At 63.2% G+C, this 4,294-nt stretch carries 6 protein-coding genes; 5 read left to right on the forward strand and 1 reads right to left on the reverse strand.

Features of this window, described 5'->3' with window-relative positions; translation table 11 throughout:
- From infA to ACE3S9_RS15635, 5 genes are all read left to right on the forward strand, one after another.
- On the forward strand, positions 1-129 hold a 129-nt coding region (gene infA / locus ACE3S9_RS15615; RefSeq protein WP_374547409.1), incomplete at its 5' end, for a translation initiation factor IF-1.
- 21 nt (positions 130-150) lie between these two features.
- Positions 151-798: a Maf family nucleotide pyrophosphatase gene (locus ACE3S9_RS15620; protein ID WP_374547404.1), complete on the forward strand. Its 648-nt coding sequence runs from the start codon at positions 151-153 to the stop codon at positions 796-798.
- Positions 798-1,031, forward strand: coding sequence for a DNA gyrase inhibitor YacG (locus tag ACE3S9_RS15625; protein WP_374547405.1), 234 nt, complete (start codon positions 798-800; stop codon positions 1,029-1,031). Before ACE3S9_RS15620 ends, ACE3S9_RS15625 begins: the two co-directional genes overlap by 1 nt.
- A gap of 141 nt (positions 1,032-1,172) precedes the next feature.
- Positions 1,173-2,192, forward strand: a complete 1,020-nt coding sequence (ilvC, locus tag ACE3S9_RS15630; protein WP_374547406.1) for a ketol-acid reductoisomerase — start codon at positions 1,173-1,175, stop codon at positions 2,190-2,192.
- Between the two features lie 354 nt (positions 2,193-2,546).
- The gene (locus tag ACE3S9_RS15635; protein WP_374547407.1) at positions 2,547-2,990 is read left to right on the forward strand and encodes a nuclear transport factor 2 family protein; all 444 of its coding nucleotides are present in this window, start codon (positions 2,547-2,549) and stop codon (positions 2,988-2,990) included.
- On the opposite strand, the gene ACE3S9_RS15640 is transcribed toward ACE3S9_RS15635, so the two are convergent.
- Positions 2,991-4,294 (reverse strand): tetratricopeptide repeat protein (locus tag ACE3S9_RS15640; RefSeq protein ID WP_374547408.1); only part of this gene is annotated, 1,304 nt, incomplete at its 5' end.

Genomic DNA, 4,294 nt, shown 5'->3' on the forward strand with positions numbered 1-4,294 from the left:
GAAATCATCGCCCATACGGCCGGCAAGATGCGCAAGAACCGCATTCGCGTCCTGACCGGGGACCGTGTGCTGGTCGAAATGACGCCCTATGATCTGACCAAGGGCCGGATCACCTATCGTTTCAAATAGGCCAGCCCAGCCGGACCGCCCGTGACCGCAGAGCCGAAAATCCGTTCCGTGCGCCTTGCGCTCGCTTCCGGCTCGCCGCGGCGGCTCGCCCTCCTGCAGCAGGTCGGGCTTGCGCCCGACGCGCTCCTGCCGGCCGATCTCGACGAATCGCCCGGCCGCAACGAATCGCCGCGCAAGCTCGCCGCGCGCCTCGCCCTGGAAAAAGCCCGCGTCGGGGCCAAGACGGCCCACGGCCGCGAGGAGCTGCAGGGCGCCTATATTGTCGCCGCCGACACCGTGGTTTGCGTCGGCCGCCGCATCCTGCCCAAATGCGAGACCAGCGAGGACGCCGATCTCTGCCTGCGACTGCTGTCCGGCCGCGCCCATCGCGTCTATACCGGGGTGACCGTTATCGACCCGTCCGGCCGCGAGCGTTCCCGGCTCGCGGAGGCGCGCCTGCGCTTCAAGCGCCTCTCCGGCAAGGAGATCGCCGCCTATGTCGCCTCGCGGGAATGGCACGGCAAAGCGGGCGGCTATGCGATCCAGGGCGTCGCGGGCGGTTTCGTGGTCAAGCTGGTCGGCTCCTATACCGCCGTCGTCGGCCTGCCGCTGCATGAAACCGTGTCGCTGCTCGAAGGGCTGGGCTATCCGGTTCACGAGGCTTGGGCCCGGCCGGAGGTGGTCGCCTGATGGCGAGGGCCAAGAAAGCGGAAGCCGACAAAGCAGGGGTCAAGCAAAAGGCTGTCTGCTCGCTTTGCGGCAAGCCGGTCGATCCCGCCTACAAGCCGTTCTGCTCCAAACGTTGCGCCGATCTCGACCTCAATCGCTGGCTGAACGGCGCCTATGTGATCGCGGGCGATAGCAGCGACGAGGAGGGCGACGAACCCCTCGCCGAGCGCGAGCCGCCGCGCGACGATTTTTAAGCGCCCAAGCCCGCGAATCGCGGCGCGGAAGACTTATTTTTCGTCGCTTTCCTTTGACGCGACGGGTTTCTGCCCTTATGACGCGTCATCCGAATTTCCGGGCGGCGTCGCCGCCCTCCCAAAACCCCGGAAAGCAGCACAATGCGCGTTTATTACGATAGCGATGCCGACATCAATCTGATCAAGGGCAAGAAGGTCGCCGTGGTCGGCTATGGCTCGCAGGGTCACGCCCATGTCCTGAACCTGCGCGATTCCGGCGTCAAGGAAGTCGCGGTCGCCCTGCGCCCCGGCTCCGCCACCGCCAAAAAGGCGGAAGGCGAGGGCGTCAAGGTGCTGACGGTCGCCGACGCCGCCAAGTGGGCCGACGTCATCATGATGCTGACCCCGGACGAATTGCAGTCCGACATCTACAAGGACGAGATCGCCGCCAATATCCGCCCCGGCGCGGCGCTGCTGTTCGCCCATGGCCTGAACGTCCATTTCGGCCTGATCGAGCCGCGCAAGGACATCGACGTGCTGATGGTCGCGCCCAAGGGCCCCGGCCATACCGTGCGCGGCGAATATCTCAAGGGCGGCGGCGTGCCGTGCCTGATCGCGATCCATCAGGACGCTTCCGGCAACGCCCATGACATCGGCCTGTCCTACGCTTCGGCGATCGGCGGCGGCCGTTCCGGCATTATCGAGACCACCTTCAAGGAAGAGTGCGAGACCGATCTGTTCGGCGAGCAGGCCGTGCTCTGCGGCGGCTTGGTCGAACTGATCCGCGCCGGCTTCGAGACCCTGGTCGAGGCCGGCTATGCGCCGGAAATGGCCTATTTCGAGTGCTTGCACGAGGTGAAGCTGATCGTCGACCTCATCTATGAGGGCGGCATCGCCAATATGAACTATTCGATCTCGAATACGGCGGAATGGGGCGAATATGTCACCGGCCCGCGCATCATCACGCCGGAGACCAAGGCAGAGATGAAGGAAGTCCTGAAGGACATCCAGACGGGCAAGTTCACTTCGGAATGGATGCAGGAATATCGCGCCGGCGCCGCCCGCTTCAAGGGCATTCGCCGCGTCAATGACGCCCATCAGATCGAGGAAGTCGGCGCCAAGCTGCGCGGCATGATGCCCTGGATCGGCAAGAGCAAGCTGGTCGACAAGGCCAAGAACTGATTTTCCGGAGGCGCGCCCGCGAGGGCGCGCTTCGCCTTTTCAGGTGTCGCGTTCCGGCACGGCTAGAACGTCCTCATTCTGTCTTTTCATGAATTGCTTGCGATAAGGCGTCCCTTTTGCGCCCTCTCCACTGTTTCGCGGCGCGGGCGCTCCTATATCATTGCTGTCTTCGGCGCGGTCATTCCGCGCGTCGGTTGGTTGAGGGCGAGAATCCGCCCGGTCCGCGATGGCTTGGAGCCAAGATTTGATGAAGATATGAGAGACATAGGGCGTTTCGCGTCCATATGTCGCAAGGTTTCATGAAATCTTGGCGGCTATTATTTTGTTATATTTCAAAGAAATCGGATTGATTTAATGAATCTGGAAAATTTATCGCGCGAAGAATATTTGGCGCTCGCTCGCGAAATTTACGGCAAACGCGCGCGAGGAGACAACGAGCCTGGCCTTGTCTATTTTCACGATCACGCGACCTATCGCCTTCTCGGCTCCCGCGCCTTGATCCCCGCAGCCGGGGTGCGCGTCGGCAAGGACGAGATTCGCGACGCCTGGCGCGCTTTCGATGTCGATTTCGAGATCGTGCGTTTCGAAATCGACGATCTCGTCGTCGATTTTCCCCGCATGTCCTACATGTCCTGGCACATGACCCTGCGCAATCGCGGCACCGGCTCGATGGTCGATCTCGAAGGGGTCGACCGTTTGAAATGGCAGGACTTCAAGATCATCGACTGGACGCGCTATTTCGATACGGCGCTGGTCGCCGCTCTCAAACAGGGCGGCGACGTCGATCCGACGGCGTGATCAGCCGCCATTTCCCGTGACATTGCGCGGGGCGGCGGCGGGCGCGGCATGTTCGCTGCCCGCTCCGCTTCCCTGGGCCGGCGTGTCGTCGAGGCCCCTGTCGATCTTGCCGAGGATCTTCGGCAGATCGTCCTGGTCGGGGTTGAGGTCGCGCGCGTGGTTCCACTGGAATTTGGCGTCGAGCTTGCGGCCGACCCGCCAATAGGCGTCGCCGAGATGGTCGTTGATGACCGGATCGCCCGGCTTCAGCTCGATGGCGCGTTCGAGCAGGCCGACAGCTTCGTCATAATGGCCGAGCTTGTAATGGGCCCAGCCGAGCGAATCGACGATATAGCCGTCGTCGGGCTGCAATTCGACGGCGCGGCGCAGCATTTTGAAGGCTTCGTCGAGATGCAGGCCCTGATCGACCCAGGAATAGCCCAGATAGTTCAGCACCAGCGGCTGTTCCGGGTAAAGTTCGAGCGCCTTTTGCAGGTCGGGCTCGGCCTTGTCCCATTGTTTGGCGCGCTCGTAATCGACGCCGCGGAAATAATAGATCGCCCAGCGGCTCTTTTCATTGGGGCTGGTTAGCGCGAGCACGCGCGTATAGGCGTCGGCCGATTCCGCAAATTTCTTGTGCGAGCGCAGAATGTCGGCCAAGGCCGAGAGCGCGTCGACGCTTTGCGGATTGTCGGCGACGATCTCGCGCAGGTTCTTGATCGCTTCGTCGGATTTGCCCAAAGCGTCGAGCAGCAGCGCGATCCGCACGTCGGTCGTGACCCGCAGCGGGCTCTTTTCCGGCACCTGCTCGTAGATATCGACCGCCGATTCAAATTGCTTGATCTTGGTATAGGCCTCGCCAAGCGTGTCCAGCGCCAGCGCATTGTCCGGCGCGAGGGCCAGAGCGAGGCGCAGGAAAACGATGGCCGCGATCTCGTCGCCCTGGCGGCCGGCGGCGGCGCCGAGGCCATAGGCGCCAAGGCCGTAAAGCACTTCCGCCGCGCCGGCGTTGACGTCGCGCACCATCGGCTCGAGCTTCTTGCCGGCGGCGAGATCGGCTAGCGCGGCCTGGACGATGGGATTGCGCGGCTGGAGCTTGTCGAAGGCGAGATAGACCGCCTTGGCTTCGTCATTCTTGCCCTGGCGGGAGAGATTGCGGGCATAGGCGTCGATCAGGCGCAAGGTGGTCTGATCGCTCGCATAAGCCGCCTTGAGCCGCGTTCCGGCTTCCTGCGTGCGGCCGGCGACGTCCAGCATCAGGCCGGCGTGGAAATCGCGGAACACGGCGAAGCTCGGATCGCTCATCGTGTCGACCAGCGTCAGGG

Origin of the sequence: Rhodoblastus sp., from assembly GCF_041915505.1 — a bacterium.
Lineage (GTDB): Bacteria > Pseudomonadota > Alphaproteobacteria > Rhizobiales > Beijerinckiaceae > Rhodoblastus.